General features: G+C 44.7%; 25 protein-coding genes and 1 riboswitch. Of the genes, 18 read left to right on the top strand and 7 right to left on the bottom strand.

The genetic code is table 11. From position 1 onward, the window contains the following. Positions 1 to 49 precede the first annotated feature (49 nt). Together MKY16_RS12715 and MKY16_RS12710 are read right to left on the bottom strand one after the other, a co-directional pair. Positions 50 to 814 carry an HAD family hydrolase gene (locus MKY16_RS12715; RefSeq protein ID WP_340955595.1) on the bottom strand — a complete coding sequence of 255 codons (765 nt, stop codon included), beginning with the start codon at positions 812 to 814 and terminating at the stop codon, positions 50 to 52. A gap of 66 nt (positions 815 to 880) precedes the next feature. Continuing rightward, positions 881 to 1798, bottom strand: a complete 918-nt coding sequence (locus tag MKY16_RS12710) for an ArsR family transcriptional regulator (RefSeq protein WP_340955593.1) — start codon at positions 1796 to 1798, stop codon at positions 881 to 883. A 442-nt stretch (positions 1799 to 2240) separates the two neighbouring features. Here MKY16_RS12710 and MKY16_RS12705 point away from each other — a divergent pair, with 442 nt between their 5' ends. From MKY16_RS12705 to MKY16_RS12685, 5 genes are all read left to right on the top strand, one after another. Then, positions 2241 to 3398 (top strand): MFS transporter, encoded by a 1158-nt coding sequence (locus MKY16_RS12705; RefSeq protein ID WP_340955591.1) that lies wholly within the window; start codon positions 2241 to 2243, stop codon positions 3396 to 3398. A gap of 82 nt (positions 3399 to 3480) precedes the next feature. After that, entirely contained in the window at positions 3481 to 4206 is a 726-nt protein-coding gene (locus MKY16_RS12700; RefSeq protein WP_258297008.1) for a phosphonate ABC transporter ATP-binding protein, read from the top strand. Next, a complete protein-coding gene (locus tag MKY16_RS12695) occupies positions 4203 to 5537 on the top strand; it encodes a hypothetical protein (protein WP_069011735.1) in 1335 nt (444 codons plus the stop codon). The genes MKY16_RS12700 and MKY16_RS12695 overlap by 4 nt, the downstream gene beginning before the upstream one ends. A 1-nt stretch (position 5538) precedes the next feature. Continuing rightward, positions 5539 to 6237, top strand: coding sequence for a response regulator transcription factor (locus MKY16_RS12690; RefSeq protein WP_007432526.1), 699 nt, complete (start codon positions 5539 to 5541; stop codon positions 6235 to 6237). Beyond that, complete coding sequence (locus MKY16_RS12685) at positions 6234 to 7658, top strand: sensor histidine kinase (protein WP_029517454.1); 1425 nt, start codon at positions 6234 to 6236, stop codon at positions 7656 to 7658. Before MKY16_RS12690 ends, MKY16_RS12685 begins: the two co-directional genes overlap by 4 nt. 87 nt (positions 7659 to 7745) lie before the next feature. On the opposite strand, the gene MKY16_RS12680 is transcribed toward MKY16_RS12685, so the two are convergent. Further along, positions 7746 to 8972: a glucose-1-phosphate adenylyltransferase gene (locus MKY16_RS12680; RefSeq protein ID WP_029517455.1), complete on the bottom strand. Its 1227-nt coding sequence runs from the start codon at positions 8970 to 8972 to the stop codon at positions 7746 to 7748. Between the two features lie 235 nt (positions 8973 to 9207). On the opposite strand from MKY16_RS12680, the gene glgB reads away from it, so the two are divergent. Then, positions 9208 to 11130, top strand: a complete 1923-nt coding sequence (gene glgB / locus MKY16_RS12675) for a 1,4-alpha-glucan branching protein GlgB (protein ID WP_340955586.1) — start codon at positions 9208 to 9210, stop codon at positions 11128 to 11130. A gap of 21 nt (positions 11131 to 11151) precedes the next feature. Then, the gene (gene glgA / locus MKY16_RS12670; RefSeq protein ID WP_029517457.1) at positions 11152 to 12594 is read left to right on the top strand and encodes a glycogen synthase GlgA; all 1443 of its coding nucleotides are present in this window, start codon (positions 11152 to 11154) and stop codon (positions 12592 to 12594) included. 87 nt (positions 12595 to 12681) lie between these two features. On the opposite strand, the gene MKY16_RS12665 is transcribed toward glgA, so the two are convergent. Beyond that, a complete protein-coding gene (locus tag MKY16_RS12665) occupies positions 12682 to 13752 on the bottom strand; it encodes a hypothetical protein (RefSeq protein ID WP_340955584.1) in 1071 nt (356 codons plus the stop codon). 42 nt (positions 13753 to 13794) lie between these two features. After that, positions 13795 to 14973 carry a M20 family metallopeptidase gene (locus MKY16_RS12660; RefSeq protein ID WP_069011739.1) on the bottom strand — a complete coding sequence of 393 codons (1179 nt, stop codon included), beginning with the start codon at positions 14971 to 14973 and terminating at the stop codon, positions 13795 to 13797. Between the two features lie 148 nt (positions 14974 to 15121). Here MKY16_RS12660 and MKY16_RS12655 point away from each other — a divergent pair, with 148 nt between their 5' ends. The 3 genes from MKY16_RS12655 (at position 15122) to MKY16_RS12645 (ending at position 18368) form a co-directional block, all read left to right on the top strand. After that, entirely contained in the window at positions 15122 to 16585 is a 1464-nt protein-coding gene (locus MKY16_RS12655; protein WP_340955578.1) for an ABC transporter substrate-binding protein/permease, read from the top strand. Continuing rightward, a complete protein-coding gene (locus tag MKY16_RS12650) occupies positions 16572 to 17294 on the top strand; it encodes an amino acid ABC transporter ATP-binding protein (protein ID WP_029517461.1) in 723 nt (240 codons plus the stop codon). Before MKY16_RS12655 ends, MKY16_RS12650 begins: the two co-directional genes overlap by 14 nt. 230 nt (positions 17295 to 17524) lie before the next feature. Next, positions 17525 to 17693: riboswitch (cyclic di-AMP (ydaO/yuaA leader) on the top strand. Positions 17694 to 17699: 6 nt separating this feature from the next. Next, complete coding sequence (locus MKY16_RS12645) at positions 17700 to 18368, top strand: 3D domain-containing protein (protein WP_029517462.1); 669 nt, start codon at positions 17700 to 17702, stop codon at positions 18366 to 18368. Positions 18369 to 18560: 192 nt separating this feature from the next. On the opposite strand, the gene MKY16_RS12640 is transcribed toward MKY16_RS12645, so the two are convergent. After that, entirely contained in the window at positions 18561 to 19367 is an 807-nt protein-coding gene (locus tag MKY16_RS12640; RefSeq protein ID WP_340955576.1) for a polysaccharide deacetylase family protein, read from the bottom strand. A 305-nt stretch (positions 19368 to 19672) separates the two neighbouring features. Here MKY16_RS12640 and MKY16_RS12635 point away from each other — a divergent pair, with 305 nt between their 5' ends. The 5 genes from MKY16_RS12635 to MKY16_RS12615 all read left to right on the top strand — a co-directional run bounded on the left by MKY16_RS12635 (position 19673) and on the right by MKY16_RS12615 (position 23291). After that, entirely contained in the window at positions 19673 to 20695 is a 1023-nt protein-coding gene (locus MKY16_RS12635) for an NADH:flavin oxidoreductase/NADH oxidase (RefSeq protein ID WP_340955574.1), read from the top strand. An 88-nt stretch (positions 20696 to 20783) separates the two neighbouring features. After that, positions 20784 to 21452, top strand: coding sequence for a PspA/IM30 family protein (locus MKY16_RS12630; protein ID WP_010348252.1), 669 nt, complete (start codon positions 20784 to 20786; stop codon positions 21450 to 21452). A gap of 131 nt (positions 21453 to 21583) precedes the next feature. After that, the gene (locus MKY16_RS12625; RefSeq protein ID WP_013310484.1) at positions 21584 to 21991 is read left to right on the top strand and encodes a DUF350 domain-containing protein; all 408 of its coding nucleotides are present in this window, start codon (positions 21584 to 21586) and stop codon (positions 21989 to 21991) included. A gap of 24 nt (positions 21992 to 22015) precedes the next feature. Further along, positions 22016 to 22522: a DUF4178 domain-containing protein gene (locus tag MKY16_RS12620; protein WP_029517465.1), complete on the top strand. Its 507-nt coding sequence runs from the start codon at positions 22016 to 22018 to the stop codon at positions 22520 to 22522. Between the two features lie 13 nt (positions 22523 to 22535). Next, positions 22536 to 23291, top strand: coding sequence for a DUF4247 domain-containing protein (locus MKY16_RS12615; RefSeq protein ID WP_340955571.1), 756 nt, complete (start codon positions 22536 to 22538; stop codon positions 23289 to 23291). A gap of 139 nt (positions 23292 to 23430) precedes the next feature. On the opposite strand, the gene MKY16_RS12610 is transcribed toward MKY16_RS12615, so the two are convergent. Beyond that, on the bottom strand, positions 23431 to 23658 hold the full coding sequence (locus MKY16_RS12610) for a helix-turn-helix transcriptional regulator (RefSeq protein WP_340955569.1): 228 nt from the start codon (positions 23656 to 23658) through the stop codon (positions 23431 to 23433). Positions 23659 to 23924: 266 nt separating this feature from the next. Here MKY16_RS12610 and MKY16_RS12605 point away from each other — a divergent pair, with 266 nt between their 5' ends. The 3 genes from MKY16_RS12605 to MKY16_RS12595 are packed head-to-tail and all read left to right on the top strand — an operon-like array spanning position 23925 to position 25241. After that, on the top strand, positions 23925 to 24638 hold the full coding sequence (locus MKY16_RS12605; RefSeq protein ID WP_340955567.1) for a hypothetical protein: 714 nt from the start codon (positions 23925 to 23927) through the stop codon (positions 24636 to 24638). Beyond that, entirely contained in the window at positions 24589 to 25137 is a 549-nt protein-coding gene (locus tag MKY16_RS12600; protein ID WP_340955565.1) for an accessory gene regulator ArgB-like protein, read from the top strand. The genes MKY16_RS12605 and MKY16_RS12600 overlap by 50 nt, the downstream gene beginning before the upstream one ends. After that, entirely contained in the window at positions 25110 to 25241 is a 132-nt protein-coding gene (locus MKY16_RS12595) for a hypothetical protein (protein WP_256026089.1), read from the top strand. Before MKY16_RS12600 ends, MKY16_RS12595 begins: the two co-directional genes overlap by 28 nt. Positions 25242 to 25245: the final 4 nt, after the last annotated feature.

The raw sequence follows: 25245 nt of genomic DNA, 5'->3' as shown, positions 1-25245 counted from the left end.
AAGAAACCCACGTCTCAAAATGACGGGGTTTCTCGACAATCTGAGGACCCTATCCGAGGGTCCTTTTTTGTTGGTGCAATTGTATGCTTTCGTGGATAACCCGTGGTACTTCCGTTAGCTTCTGTATCGTATACATCACGGAGTTCACGTTTTTTTGCAGTTCAACCATATTGTAAATCCATTCCTTAGGCTGCTTGAGATATACAGCATGAATACCTGCGGCAAGGGCTGGAGAAACATCAGTGCGCAGAGAATTCCCGATCATCCAGGTGATGCTTCGGTCCAAGCGATTCATCTGGATGATTTCTTCTAGGGCTTCGACATTTTTATGCTGGCGAATGTAGATGCGGTCATCAAAGTAGGTAGCCAGTTTCATTTGTTCAATCTTTCTTTCTTGAATGATCTGCTCACCGCCAGTATACAGATGGAGGGAATGCCCTGCTTTTTGGAGGGAGTTCAGCGTTTCGACCATGCCTGGATATGGTTCGATTTCCTGTTCGTACACACTTCGGCCAAGAGAGCGAAGCTCCTGCTCTTCCCGAGAATTGAGACGGCGTCCGAATTGTTCCGAGAAAAATTGGTACGTATCTATCAAAGATTGTGGGAAATGCTCGCTGGCAAAGCCTACTTGATGAACTCCAGCCACATCAATTTCGATTTGTTTTTCACGAATCGTATTTTTCGTTAGGTTATGAGTTGCAAACCATTCTTGAAGCAAATCGAAAAAGTGGTTGAGGATCAGGTCAAAATACTTGTTGCAGTGGACTAAGGTGTCATCAAGATCAAATAAAATGTGCTGCTTCGGATACGACATGATGCATACTCCTTCCAAGCCAAAGCTTTAACGTTGCTTCGGTTATAACTAAAAGTACAATTCAAATTACAATCCAATATAGGATTCCAAAAATACCTGTAAATCAGCCGCGCCATCGGGACGGATGCTGAATCTTTCCTTATGATAACGTCCGATGTGAATTCGGAGCAGACCAGCGACTCGTAAAATCATCATATCAGACATGAGTGTATCTTCCAAACGGCTCAAATCATGGCGCATATCTTCGAGAGACTTAGGACCTTGAGCTACATAACGCAGAATTCGTAGCCGCTGCGGATCATTAACCGCACGAGTGAGCCGTAGCAGAAGCGTAGGCGGTTCTTCCTCGTTCTCCTCGGGGATATCTACTGGATACTGGATCAGCAGTGTGCGGGTATAAAAACAGTATGAATTAATCGGGCGATTATGGACAACTGGAAATAGGACTACTGTATCCAGGTCTTCCATGTGTGGCACGACTAGTCCAGCTGTCGCATATTCAACCAGTGCTTCCGGTTCCATTTTACTCAGCAGCATGCGCTTTTCCGCAGCGTCTTCTTCTGCCAACACACGCAGTTCGCCTTCCAGGGCCCGAAAATAATCACGATCCCACAATCTGAGGAGTGGTGCGTATACCTTACGAATGCGTAAAGATTCTTCAAAGGTTAAAAAAGGGATATGCGGAACGAGCAACTCAAACATATCTTTATCCGGACCGTGGTCCAAATAAGAGATATAATCAGATATTTCATCTGATTCCGGACGAAGTAACGCCCAAGCATAGAGTGCGTCATAATCGCTAAAAGGGCAATCCTGAGCTGTAGCCAGCTCAGTACGAACTTCATGTTGTAGTCGTGCATCTACCTTGTCGATCCATTCATGGCCCAAGTCCATATCTTGAACCCACTTTTTAGTCACATAGGCCATGAAGCTGCCGAGCAATTCATAAATTGGAGAAGTGTCTATTTTAATTTGATAACTCATGGAACCCAATGCCTCCTATTCTGTCTTCTAGCCCAGAGCGGTGAACGTAATTAAGCCCGTCCATAAGCAAAACATGAGCATTTTAATGATTGCTCACTTATTTATTATGGCTTGTTCTGCCAGGGATTGTCCACTATAATATGAAATAGTGCGTTGTGACGTGAATGGGTTCGGATTGAACATACGAGGCTCCTTAACCGAAGGAGTCGGATACATACCAGACAAGCTCTTTCCGTAAAATCGTCATCTCAGATGGCGATTTTTTTCTTCAATTCTTTAATACACTAATTACACCTGAATTTGTATATGTGATTTGCCGGTTTTGCAGGACGGCATGGAATACATAGTGATAAGAATTATTATTGATTATGGAATCAGATGCAAATCATTTCTTAACATTGATTTTTTTATTATTTTATTTGTTCGATCAGGAGGAGCTAGGATGTCGTCGTCGTTACGGGTTCATTATTTTATTTTAATTGCTGTTATTATTGTTGCCGGATTATGCCAAGGTTTATTATTACCTATTCTGTCAATCTCGTTGGAACAAATGGGAGTTTCATCTTCACTAAATGGAATGAATGCGGCTGCTCTGTATATTGGTTCATTTGCAATGACGTTGGTGGCAGAACGGACATTGGGCTGGTTAGGGTTTAAAAAGCTGATGGCCGGTGGGCTTGTGCTAGTGCTCATTACGCTGCTGCTGTTTCCGCTAATCCCTGATATTCGAGTATGGTTCATACTGCGTCTGCTAGTAGGTATTGGTGACAGTGCATTGCACTACTCTGCGCAGCTATGGATATTGCTGGTGACTCCAGCAGAGAAGCGAGGCCGCAACATTTCCTTTTATGGTATGTCATATGGTCTGGGTTTTGCATTAGGACCATTGGGATTATGGCTACTTGATTATGGAATGCTGGTTCCATTTGCTGCGTTGGCCTTATTGTGCTTGCTTGTTTTGCTGTTGGTGTTAATTAAGCTGCCGGACTCCAGACCAGAGAAGCTGGAGTCCGAGGCGCGTCCCACTCAAAGATTTCGTCGCAGCTACAGCTGGGCATGGTACGCTCTTTTGCCTGCATTTCTATATGGCTATATGGAAGCGAGCCTGAACAGTAACTTTCCAGTCTATGGCCTGCGTATTGGCTTTCATACCGATGAAATCGCCGCCTTGCTGCCGTTCGTCAGTTTGGGAGGGTTAGTTCTGCAGCTGCCGCTAGGGATATTGAGTGACCGTTGGGGACGTAAAAAGGTGCTAATGAGCGTAGGCATAGCAGGGGGAATGACCTTTATGTTGCTACCATGGAGCGGCAATCATTTTATGTTCGCTTTGATATTGCTGACTCTAGCAGGTGGTTTAGTAGGCTCCTTTTTCTCCCTCGGTTTGGCCTACGCCGCTGATCTGTTGCCCAAATCATTTTTAGCAGCCGCGAATGTACTGGCATCCTTTCATTTTAATCTGGGAAGTGTGATCGGACCTAATATTAGCGGGGGGTTGCTGGACTTTGGAACTCAAGGCAGCATGTTTCTTGTCCTTGGTGGTAGTTACATTGTTTTCGGATTGTTAGGTTTGTTTTCCAGAAAAAGAGTAACGGCGGTTTAAAACTGCGGTTTGCATGGTATTTGTTTCACATTTACTATAAAATATAAACAGTATTGATGGTGCGCAAAGGGGAATCACTTAGATGATTAAAATTCGGAAGCTGACCAAACAAGTGGGACCTGAACGGACCCAGCTACTTCGAGGAATTGATGCTGAAATTCATCAAGGCGAATTCATAGCCATAGTGGGGCCAAGTGGAAGCGGCAAAACGACGTTGCTTCGCTGTCTTGCTTTACAAGAGCCATGGGATGAAGGCAGTTTAATTGTAGGTGGCAATGATGTGCTGAAATCCGGTTGGACTGGCAAGATGAAAATAAAGCGGGAATGGGCATACCTGGAGCAAAACCCGCATCTAAATATGAATCGAACCGCTCTTAAAAATGTGCTCATTGGCAGATCCGGTCAAACTCCAATGTGGAGAATGGTGACCGGTATGGTGCGTTCCGACGATTATATGGGAGCGATGGACGTACTGGAGGATCTGGGTCTGCTGGATAAGGCGCATGATAAATGCGACAAGCTCAGCGGTGGCGAGCGGCAGCGGGTAGCGACTGCGCGTGCTCTCGTGCACGGAGCTAAAGTTATTTTAGCTGATGAGCCTGTAAATGGACTTGATCCAGCTTCGGCAGCGCATGTATTGGAGACTTTTCGCAAGCTGTGTTCTGACGAGCGGGTGACGATCATTACTGTATTGCCGCTGGAAATGGCTGAACGCTTTGCTTCCCGTATATGGGGGTTGAATGATGGTGAATTGGTGTTTGATATTCAGGGAAGACGATTGACACAAGCGGAAAAGAACAAATTGTGAAGGGGACGGCAAGAGAAGTGAAAATAATGCTGTTGAGAATGGTGACTGGCTGCTGTTCCTTGCTGCTCCTTGCTGGATTTTTAAGCGGCTGTAATGTTATTAGCGATCCCATTTCGCTGATGGAGACACCGACGATGTCTGACGAGAAGCAGGAACTGAATGGTGCAGTGAATACGCAACTAGGGGCGGTACAGCCTTTAAGGCCGAATGATCCAGATGACCCGACGCCAATTCGAACGGGTGATTTGAACAATGATGGCACAGACGAAGCAGTGCTCTTTTATGAAACTCCAGATGAGAGCGTAAAAATACATGGTGCCTTGTTCGAAGATCAGGGCGGAACGTGGGTAAAGAAGCTGACGTTTGATGGGGAAGGAACTGTGCTGGAGTCATTTAAGCTCGTGGATTTAACGAATGATGGAACACTCGATATTGTAGCGGGTTTTTCCAGCGGAGATAGTGGCGATGGCGGGGACCAGAAGGGACTCATCGTGTATTCCTATACCGGAGGAACTCTGGAGAAAATATATGCTACAGGTTATACGGACTTCGTCGTAGATGATTTTAAGCATAACAAGATGGACTTAAACGGGGATAAATTGAATGATTTGACGATTATCACGCTGCGACGTAATGAATTCTTTACAGTTAAAACATTCCAATTCAGTGGGGGAACCTTTAAGGAAATCGGATCGTTGGATTTGGACAGTCAGGTCTTAGATGTCTATAATGTCGTTGCTGGCAAGGTAGCCGAGGGTAGGCAGGGGATTATTATAGACACCAAAATTGCCCAGACCACTACCGTTTCCAATGTTATTGTGATGGATCACGGCAAGCTTAGGAAGCTTAATCTTATGGATGTCACCTTCAAGGATGCGACCATCGCCAGTGGTGATGTGGATGGTGACGGTATTCTGGAATTTGGTAATTTGGAGAAGCCTAAAGGTTGGAGTAACAAGCCGCTGGATGAGGTTCCATATTTTGTGTCGTTCTATCAGTGGGACGGGGCGAAAGGAACGGTTTTTAAGCAGCAGCAGTATCGTGATTCTAATGAACAGGTCTACTTCAGATTACCGAAAGAGCTGCATGGCAAGGTGACGATTGATCCGAAAGTTTCGAAGAAGGACAGCTATTTGCGCTTTATTTTGGATGATACAGACAAAACGATAGCGGAAATTAAATTTTTCTCGTTGTCACAATGGGAGCGAAACAACGAAGGGTATAGCCAACTGTGGCGAACGAATGCGCAGGTCATTGGCATTAAGCGATCCAGTGAGCTGGAACCGCGTAAAACCATTAAAAACAAGCTGGGGGAAAGGCAGGTAGAGTAGAGTGAGTAAAGTTTTAATCATGGAAGACGAGGAATCCATTCGCAGCTTTATCGTCATTAATTTGAAACGTAACGGTTTTGAGGTGCTGGAGGCGTCGGAAGGGCATGAGGCTCTGAATATTTTGAACACGGTGCGGGATATTGATATTGCACTGCTTGACGTAATGGTGCCCGGTATGGATGGTTTTGAAGTCTGTCGGAGAATCCGGGAGACGAATGAGCGCATCGGCATTATCTTTCTCACAGCGAAGGTACAGGAGCAGGATAAGGTTTATGCCTTGTCTGTAGGGGCCGATGATCATGTGAGCAAGCCTTTTAGCCCAACGGAGCTGATTGCACGTATTCAATCGTTATTGCGTCGGGTGAATGTTCATCGTGAAACAGCAGCCAAAGTGTCCTTCCAGTCTGGACCGTTCACCCTAGATTTGATTGCTAAGCAATTTAAGAAGAACGGGCAGCTGATTGAGCTGACACCGACTGAGTTTTCCCTGATTCAATTTTTTCTGGAAAAAGAGAACACGCCGCTCAGCCGAGATGTTCTACTTGATCACGTATGGGGCAAAGAGTATATGGGCGATCCGAAAATTGTAGATGTGAATATCCGACGTCTTCGGCAGAAAATTGAAAACAATCCATCCGAGCCGGCTTTTTTACAAACAGTTTGGGGACATGGATATAAATGGAAAGGTCAGTCTCAATGATCAAAAAGGGAATTCGCCGACAGATTGTGCTTCACTATTTTTTCGTAGTGTTCTTAGCGCTTCTGTTAGTAGAAGTCATTTTTATGTTTGCACTCCGGTCGTACTATTACGATTCCATTTACAAACATATCGAAAGCCGTATCGAATCGGTAAGTGAATTTGCACCCAAATTTAAAGAGCCGGAACAGTCTTTGCAATCGTATTTGTTAAATACATTTTCTCTGCCCTTTACTGAACTGCAGTTGCTCGATGAACAGGGAAATGTAATTGATAACTCGACGAATTTTGCAGCAGATCTAAGTGTGCAAACAAGTGATGTGACACAAGCATTAGCTGGAGATACGGGCAAATGGATCGGAAAGCAACCGAGCACGGGACAGCAGGTGATGGCGGTATCTCAAAAACTGGACAATATCGTCGGAGACCAGGTGTACGTTATTCGGTATACAACCTCGCTGGAATTGGTAAATGATAAGCTGTTTACGATTACGCTGTTTTCTCTTGGCATCATGGCAGCTGTACTGGTTATTGTATTTGTGGTCAGTACAGGGCTCGCGAATTCCATTGTTAGACCGATTAATAATATCCGCGATGTATCTGCTCAGATGGCTCAGGGGAGGTTTGATACACGCATTGAAGGCGATTATCGGTATGAGTTGGGTGAACTGGCTTCGACTCTGAACTATATGGCACAGGAAATTGTCAGAACAAATCAAATCAAGGATGATTTTATTTCATCTATATCTCATGAATTGCGTACTCCGCTTACATCTATTAAGGGTTGGAGTGAAACGTTAAATTCTGGCGGCTATGACCCCGAGGAGACGAAAATCGGGATGAAGATTATCTCTAAAGAGACGGATCGGCTGATTGGCTTGGTGGAGGAAATTCTCGATTTTTCCAAGCTGGAGCAAAATGCCATGAAGCTTGTAATGGGAACGGTAGATCTTCGGGAGCTTTTGCAGGAAATTATGCTGAACGTATGGGCCAAAGCAGAAATGAAGCAAATAAAACTTCAGCTTGATTCGGAAGAAGCGGCATATTTCGTCCATGGAGACGGTAACCGTCTAAAACAGGTATTTTTGAACATTGTGGATAATGCTATCAAGTTTTCGCATGAAAGCTCAATTATTTTTCTGTCGCTTCAACGGGTTGATGGCAATATCGAGATATCCGTACAAGATACAGGAATTGGAATTAGTGCTGAAAATCTTGCCAGAGTAAGAGACCGCTTTTTCCAGGTAGACCACCAAAACGGTGGTACTGGACTGGGATTGGCAATCTCACAACAGTTTGTCGAGCGCCATCATGGTCAGATGCTCATCAGAAGTGAACTGGGGGCTGGCACCACTATTACGGTTTCATTACCTGCTCTGCAAGCAGAGCAATCCGTGGAACCACCACAACTCACTGAAGAATAGATTTAAAGCCTACTTATAGGTGCAATTAGAAAAACAGCCAGTCCTCTCAATATCGGGAGGGCTGGCTGTTTTTGATTTGGGGTAACGTTATGAAGTAAAACCTTCGGCACGCAAGCGTGTATTGCGCTCGTAAGCTTCTTTCAGCATACGTGTAGTTTGCGGCCGTACCGCCATTTTACCAAATACCACTTCATTGGGTCCGATGACCATAATTTCGCCCGGACTGCCTTTAATGACAGCACCATCGCGAATCACAGCACCTTCACCGATAATCGCATGTTCAATATGGACGTTACGTCCAATGCGTGTGTCCGGCATAACGATACTTTCTTTGATGGCTGATCCTTTACCTACCTCGACACCACTAAATACAACGGAGCGTTCAATTCGGCCCTCTACTTGACAGGAATCATGCAACAAGCTGCCCAATGGCTGCGTTTGACGGTTAGGTACCTTTTGTGCGCTCAACCTTGTGCGGCGTTCACGTGTATACATCGGCCAATCCTTACGTTGAAGGTCGATCGCACAATTCTCGTGTAACAAATCCATGTGTGAATCCCATAGGCTTTTAACGGTACCTACGTCCTTCCAATAGCCCTGGAATTCATAAACGTACAAGGATTCTTGATCCGCTAACATTTTAGGTATGATATCTTTACCAAAATCATGACTGGATTGAGCATCCTGTGCGTCTTCTAACAGGTAGTTTCTCAAGTAATCCCATTTGAAAAGATAAATCCCCATAGAGGCCAAATTACTTTCCGGTTTCTCAGGTTTCTCTGCAAATTCTGTGACACGTAGATCTTCATCCGCACTCATAACACCAAAACGGTGTGCTTCATCCCAAGGTACCTCCATGACAGAAATGGTAGCCGCAGCTCCTTTTTCCTTATGGTGGTTCAGCATTTCGCGATAATTCATATAGTAGATATGATCACCGGATAAAATAAGCACATGCTCCGGATTTTGGCTGTCAATATATTCAATATTCTTATGAATAGCATCTGCCGTTCCTAAGTATTCAGCGTTACCTGTGTTGTAAGATGGAAGCAGGGTAATTCCTTTGTCATCTGTTTTTGTAAGACCCCATGGTGTTCCATCCCCGATATGTTCGTGCAAGGATTCTGCCTCATATTGCGTCAGTACACCTACAGTATCAATGTCTGAATTTACGCAGTTACTGAGAGGAAAATCGATGATTCGGTAATGACCGCCAAAAGGTACGGCGGGTTTTGCAATCGTTGAAGTAAGGGGAGCAAGACGGCGTCCCTCTCCGCCTGCCAGCAGCATGGCAATGCATTCTTTATTAAACATTTCGTTTCCCTCCCGGTTTAGTTGTCAGTGTAGTACATACATAAACGGTATGGGGTACTCTTGAAACCATTAGGTATATAAGATTCCCCAAAAACTAAGGTTTATTTTTTTCCTAGTCATTTTTCTGTTCATTGTGGCTAGAATGGGGTAATAACTCAAGTCAGCTTTGAGCCAAAAGCGAATGCATTACCGATTCATACATTTTTACTTACAAACATATAAGGGTGGTGACGTGATGACAGACCAAACTCTTCCGCAACAGGCTATTTCATCGGAAGATATTTATTTGTTTCATGAAGGAACGCTTTATCACAGCTACCGATCTTTGGGTTCCCACCTTACTGTGGAGAACGGAGAACAGGGCGTCCGTTTTACGGTCTGGGCTCCTCATGCTCTCCATGTCGGGCTTGCTACAGATCGCAACAACTGGAATGGGGAACAGGATTCCTTATATAGGGTTCCCAAATCCGGTTTTTGGAGTCGTTTTTTTCCGGGGATATCCCAAGGAACTTTTTACAAATACGACATTACGGGTGCAAACGGTGAACGATTTCTGAAAGCAGACCCTTACGCTGTACGTGCTGAAGTGAGACCGGCAACGGCTTCTGTGGTAGCTTCTATAGATGGTTATACTTGGAACGATGCGATTTGGCGCCGAAAACGTAGAGCACCGTATGGAAAGCCTCTACACATATATGAGCTTCATCTGGGCACTTGGAAGCAAAAAGAAGATGGTACGTTTTATACATACAGGGAAATAGCTGAGCTTCTTGTGCCTTATGTGACTGATATGGGGTATACACATATTGAACTGATGCCGCTGAGTGAACATCCGTATGATCTTTCCTGGGGCTACCAACTTACTGGATATTTTGCACTCACAAGCCGTTATGGAGAACCGCATGATTTTATGTATTTGGTGGATCGTTGCCATCAGGCGGGAATTGGAGTGCTGATGGATTGGGTGCCAGCCCATTTTGCAAAAGATGCTCATGGATTAAGGCTGTTTGACGGATCGCCCCTGTTCGAATACGCGGATCCGCTGATTGCGGAAAAGCCCGGCTGGGGAACGCTGACGTTTGATTACAGCAAACCGGAGGTGCGTTCTTTCCTGATATCTAATGCGCTATTCTGGATGGATATGTACCATATTGACGGCCTGCGCGTAGATGCTGTGACGAGTATGCTTCGGCTGGATTTTGAAAAGCAGGACGGTCAATATCGTTTTAACTCTAAAGGAGGCATTGAAAATGAGGAGGCTATTGCCTTCCTTCAACAACTGAATGAAACAGTATTCCGCTACTATCCGTATGCTCTGATGATGGCAGAGGAGTCCAGTGCTTGGCCGATGGTGACTTCCCCGGTAAGTGATGGAGGACTCGGTTTTAATTACAAATGGAATATGGGCTGGATGAACGATACGCTTGATTATATCGAATCGGATTTCGATCAGAGGCCGGAGCGCCATAATTTGCTGACATTCCCCATAGCTTATGCGTACAGCGAGAATTTTACACTGCCGTTGTCGCACGATGAGGTTGTTCATGGTAAGAAGTCGCTGCTTGATAAAATGCCAGGTAACTATGAGCAAAAATTTGCCGGGCTTCGAGCGCTTCTCGGTTACCAACTCACCTCGCCGGGCAAAAAGCTATTATTTATGGGAGGGGAATTCGGCCAATTCATCGAATGGAAGGATGAGGAGCAGCTTGACTGGTTTCTGCTGGATTATGACAGTCACCGTTCGCTGCACGCTTTTACGAAAGCGCTGAATCATTTGTATATTCAGGAAAAGGCACTATGGGAACTGGATCATTCGTGGGATGGATATCAGTGGATTGAGGCGGAGGACCGTGGGCAGAGCGTAATTACGTATTTACGTAAAAGTAAAAAGCCAGGAGATACATTGGTCGTGCTTATTAACTTTCAGCCCGTACCGAGAGAGAACTATCGAATTGGGCTGGAAAAGGCCGGGAGTTATATCGAACTGCTGAACAGTGATCATAAGGACTTTGGGGGAAGTGGCCAGCTAAATACCGGAATGATACGGACCGCCCGTATTCCTTGCCACGGTCAGCTTCACAGCTTGGAGGTGACCATACCACCCCTGAGCATCGTTATACTCAAGAAAGCGCCTCGGAGGCCTAAAAAAGCAGATTAACCACATAAGGAGGAAGCATATATGAACATTTTGTTTGCGGCAGCAGAAGCACATCCATTTATTAAAACAGGCGGGTTGGCTGATGTCATTGGCGCACTGCCGAAGGCACTTCGTCAGGCGGGGTGCGACGTCCGAATCATTTTACCTAAATATGCGGGGATTCCCGATACTTATAAAAAGTCTCTGCGTCCGGTAGCGGTAAAGCAAGTAGCCGTAGGCTGGCGTAATCAATATTGTGGAATAGAGGAACTGACATTAGACGGAATCAAGGTTTATTTTATAGACAATGAGTATTACTTCGGTCGTGACGGTATTTACGGTTATATGGATGATGGCGAACGCTTTTCCTTTTTTAACCGAGCGATTTTAGAAATGCTGCCTGAATTGAACTTTCGGCCGGATATTTTGCATTGTCATGATTGGCATACAGCGATGGTTCCGCTACTTCTGAATGCCGATTATCGACATTTACCCTTCTACAGCGATATTCGCACGGTGTTTACGATACATAATCTGCTGTATCAGGGGGATTTTCCGTATGAGGTCTTAACTGAGCTGCTCAACCTGGATGGGAGCTATTTCACCTCCGAGGGTGTGGAGTATCATGGCAGACTGAATTTTATGAAAGGTGGGCTTACGTACTCGGATCATGTCACGACCGTGAGTCCAACCTATGCAGAGGAGATTCAAACGGAATTTTACGGATATGGGCTTGAGGGTCTGCTTCGTAAATTGGGAGATCAGGGTCGCTTAACAGGGATTGTGAACGGAATTGACACCAAAAGCTATAATCCTGCTACGGACAATCGTATTTATACGAAGTACCGAACGAGTCTGACAAAGAAAAAGGAAAACAAAATTGGTCTGCAAAAGGAGCTGGGTCTGCCGGTACGGCCGGACGTACCTATGATTGCCATGGTAACCCGACTTGTAGATATGAAGGGGCTAGATCTGGTAACGAGAGTGCTTGATGAAATCTTGTATTATGATGATATCCAGTTTGTCGTTTTGGGAACAGGGGATCCGGCTTTTGAGCATTGGTTCCGTGAGGCAGCGGGACGCTATCCACTGAAAATGTCGGCGCAGCTTGCTTTTAGCGAACCTCTGTCACGAAAAATATATGCGGCAAGCGATATGTATCTTATGCCATCAAGGTTTGAGCCTTGCGGGATCAGCCAACTGCTAGCGCTTCGTTATGGAAGTATCCCTATTGTGCGAGAAACTGGAGGCCTTAACGATACTGTGCAGGCTTACAATGAGTCTACAGGGGAAGGAAACGGATTTAGCTTCACGAACTACAATGCACATGATATGCTGAACACCATTCGTCGTGCTGTTCATTTTTATCGCCAATCTGAGCATTGGTCGAAGCTTACACAGACGGCTTTCGCAGGAGAATATAGTTGGGATGTTTCAGCCGAAGCGTATATGGATATTTATCATTTGCTCACAAAGACGGACTGAACGGAGTAGGAACACCATATTCATATTAATGAAAAAGGGAATCCCTTTAGCCAGTGTTTGGCTGAGGAATTCCCTTTTTTGCTATGATCAGTCGCCCCCGCCACCACAGCTGCTTCCACATGAAGAGCCGCTGCTACACGAAGAATGGCTACCAGAATCGCCTGAATCATGGTGAGAAGAGCCTCCATGATGAGAACTGTCATGGGAGGAATGATGATGCGAGTGATGCGTATCCCAGTTCGAGCAGCCGCTTGCCGAGCTACAACCAGATGAGCTAGCTAACCCGGCATTGCCTGTAGCATCCGGGTGCATGTGTATGGCAAATTGTTCAGGTTGATACCATGAATACCATACAACAGCTAATAACAGATAGTCGACCTGTAAATAGTTGACCTTAGGCAATTGCTTACCCTCAGGATCATCCACCGCTTTATTCACCCGCTCGCGCAGATGTTGTACAATCTTATGAACCGCTTGTTGGGCTTGCTGTGAAATGGCTATATTCTCCTGAGTATTCCAACGGTTACCTGCTGGCTGCGCCGAAGTTGTGAGTTTGTAATAGTGTGAAAGCTCGTCGTTCGGTAATGGATGATTAAAAAAAGTCCCCCACAAACTGGCGCTATAGCGGTTCCAGCCAAAGCATTCCACATACAACCAATCAAACCACGCACGCTCCTCCGGCATCGGCTGAGAGCCGCCAGAATGGGGCGCATGGTGAAGCATACGACCAAAAAAAGCTTCCGAGAATTGCTGATATTCGCGGGTAAACATCAACATTTCGTGCCATAATTCATCCACATCACTACTGAACATAGGCACACGATTCATAATCGCGCATAGCATAAAATATCGTTTTAGCTCATGCCAACGCCAATCATATTCTTGCTCCGTAATCTCTGGGTGGGCTTCCATTACACGATTCCTTACGCTATGAGCATAGGAGACGGGAATGGATTGCTCCAATAGCTGCATCAGCTCCGTAATCTCTGGATGACGCTCCTGCGTAAGGGAAGAAGGAGAAGGGGAGCTGAGGAAAAAAGCATTCCGGCGCCGTGTTTTTCTGTTTCCCCGGTTCCTGCGTATTGCACGGAATATAAACCAAAAAATGATGAGGTCTATCACAATAAACAACGTCCAAAAGCTACTCATACTATCCATGATGGCTGGCTACTCCTTTCTGAAATAACACGGAATTAAGATTTAGCGTTCGTTATTCAGCAGAGCGAATTCTTTTTTTATCTGGGCTAGCAGTTCAGGATTCGTGATTACATCGCAAGCAGTCCATGCCAAAGTTCTCGCAGCCAGCAGCATTCCTTCCATGGCTCGGTCCTGCATCGCCAAATCGCGGAATTCTGGTGTATGCAAGGCATGCTTCTCGTCAATAACTTGAATGTAAGGATGAATAGCAGGGCAATGAAGCGATACATTTCCGATATCCATGGAGCCATGATCTTCGCCTTCCGTTATATCTTCTTGCGAAATGCCAGCCTGCACCAAATTTGCGGTAAACGCATCGGAAAGTACACGGTTCGTGACCATTTCATCATAAGAAGTCTCATAATTGGAGGTCTCCAAACGACACCCGGCCTGTAAAGCAGCTCCTTCAGCAATTTGAATAACACGGCGAGTCAGCGGGTTCAGTTCTTGACGTGTAGCGGCCCTTACATAAAATTGGGCTGAGGCGTAATCAGGAATAATATTGGCTGCTTGCCCACCCTGATTAATGATCCCATGGATACGCACTGTACTTTTTACTTGTTGACGGAACGCATTGATGCCATTGAACGTTTGAATCACAGCGTCCAGCGCGTTAATGCCTTCGTGCGGGCTGGCAGCCGCGTGAGCGGATTGACCAAAAAATTCGAATTGTACAGCATCAATCGCCAGCGATTTGCCTGATTTTTCGTAACGATCATAAGGATGCGTCATAAGTGCTATGTCGCAATCATCAAACAAACCGGCAGAGGCCATAGGGACCTTAGCACCACGAGTTTCTTCGGCAGGTGTGCCGTATACCCGTACTTCTCCACCAGTTTCGTCGATGATCGACTTGAGGCCAACGGCAGCACCGGTACTCATCATGCATATCAGATGGTGCCCACAGGCGTGTCCTAAACCTTTCAGAGCATCATATTCTGCCAGAAAAGCAACAATCGGTCCGGATTTTTCAGCTTTGTAAGTTGCAATAAAGGCTGTTTCTATGCCCAAAACGGGTGCCTGGACCTCAAAACCGTGAAAAATGAGTTCTTCTTTTAAACGGGCAGCGGCCAGAAATTCCTCGTTTCCAAGTTCAGGATTTGCCCCAATATATAACGAAATGTCCTTAAAGCGTGGGGCATGCTGCTCAATTGTCTTTTGAATGGTCTGTTTAAAATCCATGCTGAAAACTCCTTTATATAAGCTGTAATGTAGGTACTGCGCTAGGTATGCTGAAATTGTACTATAACATTCATTGCATAATCATGCATATTCATTTATAATGACACAATCTTATTTATTATAAAGAATTTAAGGAGAGAAAAAAAGATTGAAAAAGGCATATCGTTTTACCGCCCTGGTTTTGACGGCGGTTATCTTGCTGTTGACGGGTCTTCCCATGCTCAATGCATACGGAACGGAAGCAAAACCACAGAAAAAACTTGTAGTGGGCATGAGTGCCGACTTTCCGCCGTATGAGTTTTATAGAGTCATTAATGGTAAGAAAACCATTGTTGGGTTCGATGTGGAGATTGCCAAGGAAATCGCCAAGGATCTGAACGCAGAGATGGTCCCAGAGGACATGAGCTTTGATTCCTTGCTGCCTGCTCTGCAAAGTGGTCGTGTAGACTTGGTACTGTCCGGTATGACACCGACGGATGAGCGCAGAAAGAGCATTGATTTTTCGGATGTGTACTATCACTCCAAACAAGTCATTATGGTACGCCCGGAGGATAAGGACAAATATTCAACGATGGCTACTCTGAAAGGAGAGAAGCTCGGTGCACAGAAAGGGAGTATTCAGGAAGAAATTGCACAAAAAGTGCCTAATGCTTCGGTTACCTCATTGGATAAAATATCCGATCTGGTACTCCAGCTTCGGACCAAGCGTATCAACGCAGTTGTAATCGAAGATACCGTGGCTAAAGGATACACACTAGACGGTACCGTGACACTTGCCAAGGCAGTACCTGAAGATGAAGGTGCAGAAACTGCCGTAGGTATCCGTAAAGGAAATACTGAATTGCTTACCTCTGTAAATAAAACGTTGGCTCGCCTGAAAGCGGAGGGGGCGATTGAGAAGTTTTCTACAGAAGCGAGTGCACTGTCTGCCGACAGACAGGTTTCTTCGAATAGCATTGTAGATATATTTATGAAATACCGTAGTCTTTACGCTACGGGTATTGGCTACACTCTGTTGTTGTCTGCACTCGGAGTATTGTTTGGATTCATTATTGGTCTGATCATATCCTTGCTGCGAATGAGTGGTATACGTATCATTGAGTGGTTAGGTACCACATATGTCGAGATCCTGCGCGGTACACCTATGCTGGTACAGCTCATGATCATTCACTACGGAATTGCTTTGACGCTGGGTATCAATTTTACCCCACTCCAGTCGGGTGTGATCACATTGTCTCTGAATAGCTCGGCATATTTGGCTGAAATTTTCCGTGCGGGTATTCAGGCTGTAGACCGTGGACAGATGGAAGCAGCCCGTTCGCTCGGGATGGGGCGAAGCAAAGCAATGCGTCACGTCATTTTACCGCAAGCATTTAAATCTATACTACCTGCTATTGGTAATGAGTTTATTACAATCATTAAAGAATCATCTATTATTTCGACCATTGGGATGGTGGATATTATGTACCAAGCCCAAGTCATTAAGAATATCACCTATGAAGGATTAAGTCCGTTCGTAATCGCAGCCGCTATTTATTTTGTAATGACATTCAGCTTGTCTAAGCTGCTTGGTTTATGGGAAAGGAAGTTGAGAGCCAGTGATCACCGTTAAACAATTGCGTAAATCGTTCGGCAAGAATGAGATTTTAAAAGGCATTGATATAGATATCGCCAAAGGAGAAGTTGTCGTTATCATCGGTCCCAGCGGTTCGGGGAAGAGTACGTTTTTGCGTTGTATGAATCTGTTAGAACAGCCGACGGATGGGGAGATTTTATTTGAGGGCGAGCCGATTACAGCTCGTGGTCATAATATTAATGTAACCCGGGAAAAAATGGGGATGGTGTTCCAGCATTTTAATCTGTTCCCACACAAAACAGTGTTGCAGAACCTGACGCTTGCACCGACGCAGGTTAGAAAACAGTCAGGTAAGGAAGCGGAAAAAATTGCATTAGAACTCCTGCGTACCGTGGGGCTCGAGGATAAGAAGAATACCTATCCGAACCAGCTATCCGGCGGTCAGAAGCAACGTATTGCGATTGCGCGTGCTTTGGCCATGCAGCCGCACGTAATGCTGTTCGATGAGCCGACTTCTGCATTGGACCCTGAAATGGTTGGAGAGGTTCTGGATGTAATGAAGAAGCTCGCCGAAGGCGGTATGACAATGGTAATTGTAACGCATGAAATGGGCTTTGCCCGCGAGGTAGGCGATCGAATTATCTTTATGGATAACGGTCAAATTGTGGAGCAGGGTGCACCAGACCAGGTATTTGGCACTCCAAGCCATGATCGCACTCGTGATTTTCTTGCCAAAGTATTGTAAGAAAGTGCTGGTCTAATCATAAAAGAGCTCTCCGTTGACGGAGGGCTTTTCTTATTTTGTCACCATTTCCCCATACTTTCGTAACAAATATCGATTTCTTAATGACAAAATTGTAACGAGTGTAGTATGATGTTCAGGGTTCCCAACATTTTCATGCGGATAAGGTTACAAAATTGTGATATTATGCAGTAAGCCAAAACTTACCGGGACAGCATGCGGTTAGACAAGCGCTGAAATGCTGGCCCAAACTATGGGAAGTGCGGGGGACGTAACAACGGCAGCCATTCCGATACGTCATAAGACGATGAGGAATATGCCTAGGGGTGAATTGCACAAGCATAGGGCTTCTCCTGAGTCCGAATCCGACAGCTAACTTCGCAGGCATAAAAGAGGAGGTACATATCTTTGAAACATTTAAAACATATTGGTAAAACGATGAAAATTGCGGTGCTTGCCGCAGCTATTGCAGGGTTGGCACAGACAGCTGGAATAGCGGATGCTGCCTCGCTTCACACTGCCAAAGAGGGCGATACCTTCTTTTTGCTTGCTCAACGTTATGGAGTATCGGTAGACGAGCTAACAAAGGCTAACCCAAACATTGCCTCCAGCAATATATATGCAGGTCTGCAAATTAAGGTGCCTGGCGAAAAAAGTGTAAAGGCAGCTTCGGAATCGAAGCCGCAGCTTCTTACGGAGAAAGCAGCAGCGAATGAGGCGCCAACGATTGAAGCTTGGGGTAAAACATTCAACTATAGCAAAATAGTTGACGTTAAGGCTTCAGCGTATTCTGCCGCAGCCGATGAGAATGGTAAATGGGGCGCAGTGGACTACTACGGCAATCCGCTTAAACTAGGTACAATTGCGGTAGATCCTAACGTCATTCCGATGGGCACGAAAGTACTGGTTACAGGCTACTCCCATCCAGGTTTGCCGGATCATTCTTTTGTAGCTGTCGCTCGCGATCAGGGCAGCGCCATTACAGGAAAGCGGATTGATATCTTTATTCCAGGCAACAAATCATTTGTGAACGACTTTGGATTTCAAAATGTGAAGCTGTACGTTATTGATAAATAGCATTGTACGTATATACAGTTTAATTAAACATAATATATATTATGTAAACATAACGCCTATATCCGTATATATCTAGGTCGGACTCTTATCAGGTCCTATCCGTAAAAAGGCTGTCTTGACGAGCAGAATACTTCTGCTGGTAAGACAGCCTTTTTACTTGCTTTAGCTTGGACCTCAATTATAAACATACTGTTATTTTCGTTCCGATGTGTGGAGTAGCCGGGGGACTGTCACAAATTTGTAGCCCTTAGCTTTTAGAGAGTGAATTAGACCCGGCAAAGCTTGGACAGTGCCTTGCAAGTTGGAACTTTGACCTCCACCAGCGTGCATTAAAATAATAGAGCCAGGCCCTGTAGCTGGAATCACATTTCGCTGAATTTGTGTTTTACTTAGTCCCTTCCAGTCGAGAGAGTCTACATTCCAGTTGACAATCATGTAGCCATGACGACGTGCCCACTTTATTTGAGGCTCTGTAATTTCACCGTAGGGTGGACGAATCAACTTGGGGCGAAAACCTGCGCTGGCTTGTAAAATACGTTCTGTTTTTGTAATCTGGTTGCGAAAGCGTTCTGGTGTAGCCTTCCTAAAATCCGGATGAGTATAGGAATGATTTCCTATAGCATGGCCTTCACGGATAATACGACGTATAATCCCCGGATGCTTTTCCGCACGGTGACCGACGATGAAAAAGGTGGCTTTGATGCCGTTGGCGTGTAATACGTCCAAAACCTGCGGCGTATACCTAGAATCGGGCACATCATCAAAGGTTAAGGCAATTTGGCGGGTGTGTGGGCCGCACATTTTAAAAATGTCCGCATGTTTTTTACGCAACATTGCTAATGTAGGAGTAGCTCGATCTGTACTCAGATGTACAGAAGAAGCAACAGCTGCTTCCTTGGGATGGGGCGTTCCGATCTTGGGAGGCGCATCCGCGTGAACGGGTAAACTTGAAAATGCTAGTAACAGTGCCAAGCATGGCAACACTCCCTTGTACGGCATATGTATCCCCCCTTTTCGTGCAGTGGTACCTAGTGGTGCTCTCGACTATTATGTACCTGTCCTATTAAAAATATGCTGGTTACCAAGTTAGGCTCATAAACGTCTGGAAAGAAGTTCGCGATGAAATGATTATCAATGAAGATGATGGAGCTAAACGTACATATTCTCTTAAACATGACCGAAAACAAGAGCATTTTCGCAAGTTTTAGCCTTACAACGGATTCGGTATCCCGTGACAGCTGGTGTATAATGGGGTTGCAATTCATAATTATACAGACATGGAATTGAAGGAAGGAAGGATAAAAGTGACCGACTTGTTTACTCCTTATCAATTAAAGGGGCTTTCTTTAAAAAATCGGATTGTTATGCCCCCGATGTGCCAATTCAGTGTGGAGGCCGAGGATGGAAATCCGACGGATTGGCATCATGTCCATTATGTGAGCCGAGCAGTAGGAGGTGCTGGTCTTATTATTGTGGAAATGACAGCGGTTCATCCTGATGGACGTATTACGGATCGTGATTTAGGTATTTGGAGTGACGAACATATTCCTGCATATCGTAAGATTGTAGAGGAAGTTCACAAGTATGGTGCCAAAATTGGCATTCAACTAGGCCACGCTGGACGCAAGGCCGAAGATGCTGAGCAACCTGTGGCTCCTTCTTCGATTCCTTTTAGCGAACGCCTTAAAAAGCCGCACGCCTTAAAGACAGCAGAAGTCAGGGAACTGGTTCAGGCATACAAAGAAGGCGCGCGCCGCGCGGTGGAAGCCGGTTTTGATACGGTTGAGATACATGGCGCTCACGGCTATCTGATCCATCAATTTCATTCGCCTTTAACAAATACGAGAGAAGATGAATATGGCCAGGATCTGTCACTGTTCGGTGTTGAGGTCATACATGCTGTTAAAGAGGTTCTTCCTGCTGATATGCCTGTGCTTATGCGGATATCTGCCAAAGAATACGTCGAGGATGGATATAATGTGGAATACATAACAGGTGTAGGGGAACGATATCGTGATGCAGGTGTGGACATTTTCCATATCTCTTCTGGTGGCGAGGGTCCAATTGGTTCTGGCGGAGGGCCGTCTGCGCGTGCTGGCTATCAGGTGGATTTAGCTCATACCGTCCGTGAAAAGCTGAATGTACCTGTAATTGCTGTTGGATTACTGGATGATTATGAAGACGCCCGTCGGGTTGTTCAGCAAAAAGAAGCTGATCTGGTAGCAATAGGCCGCGCCATGCTGCGTGATCCCTATTGGGCGTTGCATGCATCGCGGGAGCTAAAAGTACAGGCCGACATCCCAGAGCCTTACTTGCGCGGCTTTTAGATAATTTTTGAAACCCTCTTTGCAAAGCTTGCGTAAACATGTGTACAGAGCTTAAAATTTAAGCATTCAACTCTAGGAGGAACTTCACATGTCTATTTTCAAACGATTAAGAGATCTTACGATGTCCAACATTAACGCCATTATTGACAAGGCAGAAGATCCAGTTAAAATGACGGACCAATACATTCGTGATATGCAAGAGGACCTGGAAGATGCAGAGAAAGCGGTAGCCGCTCAAATTGCTATTGAAAAGAGATTCAAACAGCAATACGAAGAACAGGCTGCTTTGGTAAAGAAACGCGAAGAACAGGCACATACCGCTGCAAAAGCACAAAATGTAGATCTGGCCCGTCGCGCGCTGGAAGAAAAGAAATCTGCTGAACAAAAAATGAACGAGTTCAAAGCTGGTTACGAACAGAACAAAGCTGCGGCCGATAACCTGCGTGGCAAGCTGGATGAAATGCGCAGACAGCTGACAGAAATGAAAAACAAGCGCGAGACACTGGTTGCCCGTTATAACGCAGCTAAAGCGCAAACTGAAATTAACAAAGCTATGAACGGTTTTAGCTCTGATACGGCAACTGCCGGATTGAAGCGTATGGAGGAAAAAATGCTGCAAGCAGAAGCACGTGCCGAAGCGAGCAACGAAATGTCTTCTAAGGAAAAATCGTTGGATGAGGAGTTCAAAGAGCTGGATAAGAAAAGCGCCGTGGACGATGAGCTTGCCGCTTTGTTGAAGCAATACGAAAATAAATAAGAACATTTAAGCAGTGCCGCCAAGTTTGATTGCTCAGGAAGCGAAGGAGAAACGTTTTCTCCTTCGCTTTTCCCTGCCCGCAGGCGTAAAACATTATATGAAGGTCAAGAAGATGTGGAGGATGGTATGAAATGCATTTTTTAGAAACGATGAAAGCAATGCTTGTATGGACTGGTGCGGGAGCTATTTTGATCTTCGCATTAATGTATGTCGACTCTTTATTCACGAAGTATAAGGATTTTGCCGAAGTGAAAGCTGGAAATATGGCCGTAACGGTACGAATGATTATGAAGCTGGTTGCACAAGGCTATATTTTGTCAGGCTCTATCGCTACAGCTAATAATTTGCTCGAAGCGCTTGTGTATTCTGTGATCGCTTTTGTCATCCTGCTTGTTTTGGAAGTTATTGTACGTCTGCTGTTGCGGTACTGGGCCCAGTTTGATCTGGATAAAGGTACACAGGAAGGTAAAATTGGTTTCGGCCTGTTTTCAGGAGCGCTGCATCTGGTTGGCGCCTTGATCATTACAGCATGCTTCTAGGCTAAGAAAGGCAGGAATATAACCATGGGTGTTTGGAAACGAATTTCAAATCTATTTGCTAAGCCGGAGCCGCCAAAAGCAGAGAAAAGCATGCTTCACTTAAATCCAGGTGATATCTGTGAAGTTTCGCTTGTCACCTATGAAGTGGTAGGTCGTGTACATAATCGTGCCCGGAATGCCGTTGTTTTGACACTTCAGGATGGTAATCAAATCAGTTATCTTCATATAGAGGAACGGGAAACACTGCAATTCGGACTATATCAGGCCATCGACGGCAGACTTGACAACCCTGAGGAAGTGCCGACCATTTTAGAGCTGGATGATACAACGTATCATTTGGAGGAGCAATATTCTGGGCAAGTTACCGTCATGGGCCGTGCTCCTTTCCGACAGGGTGGAGAGCAGCATGTTTGGCAGTACCAGTCTGATAATTACCATTTGTTGCGGGTAGAGTGGCAGGACGGTCGCTTTATGCTTTATGAAGGAGAAGAAGTGATTACCGGAGACGTCAAGGTTATTCGGGCAAGCTAGGAGAGGGTTACACATGAGCAAACGCACCTGGCAGTATGCATTAAAGGTCTTTGTGGCGCTGAGCTTGTTCGTATCCGTGTTAAGCGGTTGCGGCGCGCCAAGTGTAAAGGATACGTATCCGCTGGAATCGGTTAGTGGCAGCGGAAATTCAACCTCGTATGTATACCGGGCAGCTGGCAAGACAGTCCCGGAAGTAGCGGAGGAATTGAAAGAACAGCGTACACCGGAACAAATGTCACCGCAGAGCAATGAGCGGATGTTTCTGGTATATAGCGATGAGTGGTACCATTTGCAGCAAGATCCAGCTAAGAAGGAAGATACACTCATTGAAATTGACAGTAAAAAGTATGTAGAACAAAATTACAGTTCAAGCTTTTTAAAAGGATACTTAACCGCAACTGTGCTGGATGCTCTGTTTGATTCCTTACGTGGTTCAGGCTCCTATCGGGGCTACTCCAGCAGAGATGTATACCGACCTTCTCAGGGCCAATATCGTGCTCCTACAGTGCAGGAGAAAAAGGCGATTCCGCCGATTACGGTGGAGCGGAAAGGTTCGGTTACCCGTAGAGGGAAGAACTCGGATTCTAGCGTTGGGTCAAGCGGAAGTTTGTTCGACAGAGGGTCCAGCAGTTCACCGAGCAGAGGCTCGATTTCACGTAACCGGAGCGACAGCGGCGGTTCCAGCATATTTGATTCGCCGCGTAAATCTTATAGTAAGCCCAAAACACGTAGCGGTTCAGGTAAAATAAGTCGACGAAGTCGACGATAGTGGGTAAAACTTTATTTTCTTCTAAAGTTGTTTGCGGAACTGTGGAGCTGTTGCACAGTTCCTTTTTTGTAGTTTGATATAACCTAAAGTGAATTGAACGGTGCTCCTTTGCTTCGATTTTATTGCCGTCTACTTTGACCTACACTTGATCAGAGCTTATGTGTTCAATACCATCGTCTTCAATAATGTTGCTTTTTTTGATATGGAAATGACGAGCTATCTTTTCTATAGCACCCATCCGTGGTTCAGAAAGTCCGCTCTCCCAAGCTGAAATTGCTTTATTGGTAACCCCAGCGATCTCAGCAAGTTCTTGTTGAGTCAAATGATATTTTATACGTAATTTTTTAAAATTGTCACTTAAAGACACTATAATCCCTCCACCCCAAATTAAGTAGATTATAACCTTGATATCGAAAAAAAACCAACATAATACATTAGCAAAAGCAACGTCGCTCACTTGGGGTGACTTTTTTTGTTAGTGTAAATGGGTGTCGAGTTTGAAGAAGAAAGCCAGGGGAAGAAAATTTCACCGCATATTTATACAAAAAAATCCAATTTACTAGATTATTTCATTGCCACATCTATTAGTAAAATATACAATTACATCAGGCGAAATAGGAGGATGGTGTAACTGTGTTATCTGCTTTTTTATATATTTTACTTGGTTTTTTCGATGCTTTAGCGGCAGTTACTTTGGTCTTGAAGATTTATATGCTCCCCGTGTGGGAAAATCGAAGAAAAATACTTCTCTATGCAATTGGCATAACTTTGTTTTCCTTTCTCATGAGAGAAGTAATGGGCATGCCTAAATTAGATTTTCCGCTTCAGTATTTGTTAATGGTTCTCTTTTTAAGATTTGGTTTAGGGATCAAAACATATCTTGCGGCTTTTTCTGCTGGTGCCGGTCTTACAGCTTACATTAACCTACAGCTATTTGTATATATATTTGCAAACTTTTTCGGAGTAGCACAACCAGGTGTTATAAGTGATACAGCTGGCTCTTCTATATACGTTATACAGTTGTCTTCCATCCTTACTGCGTACTTTATTTCTTTTGTGATGGGGAAATATAACTTTGGATTCTCATTTATCATTCAACCCCCACATGATTTTTTGAAAGGTGAAAATTACCTAGCATCTCTAAATAAAATGTTCATTATAGGGTCCCTAATATCATTTGTCACTATTTTTGTTACTTTGTATATGCTCTATAACTCCAATACGATAGGATTACTTTCCATCTCATTACTAACTTTTGGAATATCGTACTTCTTATCAGAGAAAGGAGATTACGAGGATGCTAGAAACGCTATCGAGGCACATCGTATCAGAAATAAAGAAAGCTGATCCTGATGGACCCACAAGTGTTGAAGTGATGGAGTATGCGATTGGTATAAAAATTACCGAAATTTCAGCAGTGCTCATGGTCGCAGTTATAGGATGGATAACAGGACATTTTTGGGGGGCATTACTAGCTCTGGCTACGATCATGTTTGTAAGGAGATTTTCAGGAGGGGTACACTTCAGCAACCTTACACTTTGTGTCTTCTTTACAACGGCCATATGTGTAACTATACCTTTTGTCTCTTTAAGTTTAGCAACGATTTTGATAATTAACGCTTGTTCATTATTAGTGTTTGTACTATATGCTCCCAATCATTTTATCTATATTAATAAGACCAAACATCACAAATATTATAAAACGATATGTATTTTAGTTTGCATATTAAATTTTTTTATACAATCTCACATAATATGTTTAGCTTTAATTATACAAGCATTCAGTATTCTTCCTTTATGGAAAGGAGGTGAACGAAAATGGATAAGAAATTGGCGAGAGCTTTAAGTATAAGCCTTGGTAAATACGCTAACGAGTCTACGAAAAAAGAAAAAACAATTTTTGGCGCTAAACCTGTACCAGCTGAGCTGAAGAAAACAGAAAAGAACTGAATTT

This window comes from Paenibacillus sp. FSL L8-0641, assembly GCF_038006265.1.
In the GTDB taxonomy this organism is placed as follows: Bacteria; Bacillota; Bacilli; order Paenibacillales; family Paenibacillaceae; genus Paenibacillus; species Paenibacillus polymyxa_D.
This window is presented reverse-complemented; position numbering and strand designations above follow the sequence as displayed.